This window comes from Gilliamella bombi, assembly GCF_900103255.1.
Classification (GTDB): Bacteria; Pseudomonadota; Gammaproteobacteria; order Enterobacterales; family Orbaceae; genus Gilliamella; species Gilliamella bombi.
In genome coordinates this window covers 1-4,573 of record NZ_FMWS01000069.1, presented here as the reverse complement: position 1 = coordinate 4,573, position 4,573 = coordinate 1, and the positions used below count along the sequence as shown (strand labels likewise).

Sequence of the window (4,573 nt, the reverse complement as noted above, 5' to 3'; positions counted from 1 at the left end):
CAAAATGGCTATATTGAACGATTTAATCGTACCTATCGTACTGAAGTACTCGATTTATATCTTTTTAACAACTTAGCACAAGCAAGGAGAATAACCGAAGTATAACACCGAAAGACCGCATGATGCATTAAATAACATGACACTGTTCAAATATAAAACATTAAAACAGGCAGCTTCATTTTCTACGTCAGTTGTGTACTAAGTTTGAGGTAGTTACAATGAAAGTATAAATAATGCCAGTAATTCTTATATATTGGTTTATCTTTTGTATTTGCTTTAGTTGCCTTTGGTCACTTTATGATAGAATAATGTTTTATTACTTAATATCTAAATAAAAACCACCAATAACTATGTCATTAATTAATCTTACCAATGCTTATCTTTCATTTAGTGATGCGCCGTTGCTTGATCATATCGATATGTCTATTGAGCCAAATGAGCGTGTTTGTCTTGTTGGCCGTAACGGTGCTGGAAAATCGACTTTACTTAAAGTTTTAAATAAAGAAGTGCCATTAGACGAAGGGCAAATTATTTATGAAAATAATGTGATTGTTTCACGATTGCAACAAGATCCTCCTCGTGATGTGCAAGGTAGTGTGTTTGATTTTGTGGCAGAAGGATTACACGAACAAGCACAGTTATTACGAGATTACTATGATTTAGCTCATCGTGTTGAGCACGATCCTTGCGAAAGTAATTTAGATAAATTAGCTAAAATGCAAGAACAGTTAGATCATCAAAATGGTTGGCAATTAGATAGCCGTATTCGTAATGTTATTTCTTCATTATCGCTTGATGGTGATGCGTTGTTGTCTTCGTTATCGGGTGGGTGGTTGCGTAAAGCCGCATTAGCCAAAGCGTTGGTTTGTCAACCAACAGTTTTATTGCTTGATGAACCAACCAATCATTTGGATATTCAAACCATTAAATGGTTGGAAGATTTTTTGAAAAGTTTTAATGGCAGTATTGTGTTCATTTCCCATGATCGTTCGTTTATTCGTCAAATGGCAACGCGTATTATTGATCTGGATCGAGGTAAAATTGCGTCTTGGAGTGGGAATTATGATAATTATTTGCTTGGTAAAGAAGAAGCATTGCGTGTTGAAGAGTTACAAAATGCTGAATTTGATAAAAAATTAGCTCAAGAAGAAGTCTGGATCCGACAAGGTATTAAAGCTCGTCGTACTCGTAATGAAGGGCGAGTGCGAGCATTAAAAGCAATGCGTCAAGAATATAGCAAGCGACGCCAAGTTATGGGTAGTGCTAAAATGCAAATCGAGGAAGCATTACGTTCAGGAAAAATTGTTTTTGAGCTTGAAAATGTGACATATCAGATTGAGGATAAGTTACTAGTTAATGATTTTTCTGTGCAAGTATTACGTGGTGATAAGATCGCTCTGATTGGTCCTAATGGAATTGGTAAAACAACGTTACTTAAATTGATGTTAGGTAATTTAGAGCCAACATCAGGTAATGTGCATTGTGGCACTAAGCTTGAAGTGGCTTATTTTGACCAGTATCGGTTAGAGCTCGATCCTGAAAAAACAGTGATGGACAATTTAGCCGAAGGTAAACAAGAGGTAATGGTAAATGGTCGTTCACGCCATGTACTTGGTTATTTACAGGACTTTTTATTTCCGCCTAAACGTGCAAGAACACCTGTACGAGCACTGTCTGGTGGGGAGCGTAATCGTTTATTGCTGGCTAAACTATTTTTAAAACCTAGCAATTTATTAATACTTGATGAACCGACCAATGATCTTGATATTGAAACATTAGAATTGCTAGAAGAGTTAGTGAATGATTATCAAGGAACTGTCTTGTTGGTTAGTCATGATCGGCAATTTGTTGATAATGTGGTCACTCAATGTTGGTTTTTTGAAGAAAAAGGCCATATTGGTGTTTATGCTGGTGGTTATGCCGATGCTCTGCAACAACAGCAGCAGGCACAACCAGTTAAAGTAACGACAGTTAATAAACTTGAGCAACCTAAAAAAGAATTAGGCGCTACTAATAATCAAAGTAGTGAGCGAACCGCTAAAAAGAAAGTTAAACTGAGTTATAATGAACAACGAGAATTGGCACAATTACCAAGCAAAATAGAACAATTAGAATTAGAGATTACTGATTTACAAGCACAAATTGGTCAAAGTGACTTTTTTAATCAAACTCATGAAATTACTAGTCCAATTTTACAATCTTTGGCAGATAAAGAGGCTGAATTAGAAGCTGTTTTTGAAAGATGGGAACAGTTAGAGTCTTTAAGTAAATCATAAGGTAAATGTTAGTATTGTTCAGCATTATTTATTTGTGTTATAAAATAAATAATGCTGTTTCCTTACCCTAAGGTTTTTATATAATATTTTTTACATAACCCTTTTTTAAATAACCGTTTTATTATTCCATAATTTTCTAGATAAAAAGTAGAATAATAATAGTGCGATGATGACAAAACACGCACCAACATAACCAATGTAATCAATTGAAAGTAAAATTAATACCTTACTGCCTATAAAAGCACCGCCTCCTATTCCAATATTGAAAATACCAGAATAGACTGAAGTGGCTATATCTGTGGCATCGGGTGCGGCATCAATTACTTTGCTTTGCATAACCATTCCAATAATTGTAATGGAAAGTCCCCAAATTAAACATTGAATGATTGCAGTATAAAGCGTGAATGAACATACATAAAGCGATAATAAGCAAGTAATCAGTAGTAGCATAGGGATGATGAAAATTGCGGTTGGATTTTTTTCAGCATATTTTGCAAAAATAACGCTACCAATCATTCCAGAAAAACCTACAACTAATAATAAAAGGACGATAACATTTTGGTTAAATCCACCAATATTTTTCATGAATGGCGTAATATAGGTATAGGCAGTAAAGTGACCTGCAATAATAATGGCAATTAATAAATAAATGTTTAGCAGTATTGGGCGTTTTAATACCATTGGAATATCTTTGATAGAGATAATATCCATGCTTGGTACAGTAGGCAATAAGCGGAGTAGTAATATCATCACGCAAAAAGCGATACCAGCAATACATAAAAAAGTCACGCGCCAGCCAACGAGTTGTCCTATGATGGTGCCAATTGGAATACCTAGAATGGTTGCCATCGATACGCCAATAACAATAAAGCCCATTGCTTTAGCTTTTTTACCATTGGGCGCTAACCGAACTGCAAGTGGTGTTGTAATTGCCCAAAATACCGCATGTGCACAAGCAATACCAATTCTTGCTATCATTAAGCTGTAAAAATTCCATGCGACTCCAGCTAAAATATGACTACCTATAAATAGACAAAATAAAAGGATAAGTAGCTTCCTTCGTTCCATTTTTGATGTTAATACTGTGAGTGGCAATGATAATAACGAAACAGCCCACGCATAAATAGTGAGTAATAATCCAGCATGAGCTACGTCCATTGAAAAGCTTTCAGCAATATTGGGTAATAGCCCGACAGGTACAAATTCCGTTGTATTAAAAATAAATGCCGCAAATGCAAGACAAAGAATTGATGACCAAACCCGAGATCGGTTAATACTATTATTCATGATTAAGATTTTGGAGGGAATATTAGATTACTTTTGATTATAACTGAATATGTTTGTCTATTAAATAGTTGCTAAGAATAAATCTTAAACTTAATCGCCACCAATATTAGTATTTGAGGGCGATGTTTCATTATAGCGATTTATTCTAGTGCTTTAGCTGCAGCTAGGACTTTGTCATAATCAGGTTCAGAAGAGGTTTCTTTAACATATTCCACATAAACAATTTTGTCGTTTTTATCAATGACAAATACAGCTCGAGAAAGTAATCGCAACTCTTCAATAACAACTCCATATTTTAAACCAAAGTTGAGTTCTTTATGATCTGAGGTGACTTTAACGGCATCAATACCTTCAGCAGCACAGTAGCGATTTAAGGCAAAAGGTAGATCGACGCTAATTGAAAATATCACTGTGTCTTTTAATTTTGCCGCTTCGACGTTAAAGCGATGCACTTGAGCACTACATACTGAGGTATCAATGGATGGAACCGAATTAATAATTCTGATTTTACCTTTAAAATCGGACAATTTAATGGGCTTCATTTTTAAATCTTGCACGATAAAATTGGGCGCTGTGTCGCCAACTTTAATTTGTGTGCCTAACAAAGTAATAGGTGCTCCGCGCATGGTGATTTCATTAACTCTTTTTTGCATAACAGTTTCCTTAGCGTTGTGACTAATAACGTTGTTTCTATAGAGTGAACTTATTGAAGTTTTACAGCTTTATTTAATATAAATTTAGCATTATTCAGCTGTCATATTCATATTATGCTAGATTTGATGATTTATCCAATGAATAAAATTTTTGATTACTCAATTTAGTGAGCAATGATAAGCCAAAAAATTTCAATAAAAATAAATGTGATAGTTTGATCCTCGCCAAAATATTAGACAGTGCCCACCTCTATCATTTTTTCGTTTTGGTAATATTGTTGTTCATATTGTTCAGGTGATACCCAGCCATTGGCTGAATGACGGCGTATCCGATTATAATAGATTTCAATATATTCA

3 protein-coding genes and 1 pseudogene are annotated in these 4,573 nt (G+C 34.7%); 2 read left to right on the top strand and 2 right to left on the bottom strand.

What is annotated here, in order from left to right; all coding sequences use genetic code 11:
- Window positions 1-202, top strand: a pseudogene (locus B9N71_RS13370) (integrase core domain-containing protein); the annotation flags it as partial.
- Between the two features lie 148 nt (window positions 203-350).
- Window positions 351-2,276: an ABC transporter ATP-binding protein gene (locus tag B9N71_RS11620; RefSeq protein ID WP_085166030.1), complete on the top strand. Its 1,926-nt coding sequence runs from the start codon at window positions 351-353 to the stop codon at window positions 2,274-2,276.
- 105 nt (window positions 2,277-2,381) lie between these two features.
- Here B9N71_RS11620 and B9N71_RS11615 read toward each other — a convergent pair whose 3' ends face one another.
- Together B9N71_RS11615 and tpx are read right to left on the bottom strand one after the other, a co-directional pair.
- Window positions 2,382-3,563, bottom strand: coding sequence for a sugar transporter (locus tag B9N71_RS11615; RefSeq protein ID WP_065589508.1), 1,182 nt, complete (start codon window positions 3,561-3,563; stop codon window positions 2,382-2,384).
- A 140-nt stretch (window positions 3,564-3,703) separates the two neighbouring features.
- The gene (tpx, locus tag B9N71_RS11610) at window positions 3,704-4,216 is read right to left on the bottom strand and encodes a thiol peroxidase (RefSeq protein WP_085166029.1); all 513 of its coding nucleotides are present in this window, start codon (window positions 4,214-4,216) and stop codon (window positions 3,704-3,706) included.
- Window positions 4,217-4,573: the final 357 nt, after the last annotated feature.

What these genes read in the sequence shown, in the direction of transcription:
- B9N71_RS11620 (WP_085166030.1), top strand. Translation starts at nt 351, where the DNA reads ATGTCATTAATTAATCTTACCAATGCTTATCTTTCATTTAGTGATGCG.
- B9N71_RS11615 (WP_065589508.1), bottom strand. Translation starts at nt 3,563, where the DNA reads ATGAATAATAGTATTAACCGATCTCGGGTTTGGTCATCAATTCTTTGT.
- tpx (WP_085166029.1), bottom strand. Translation starts at nt 4,216, where the DNA reads ATGCAAAAAAGAGTTAATGAAATCACCATGCGCGGAGCACCTATTACT.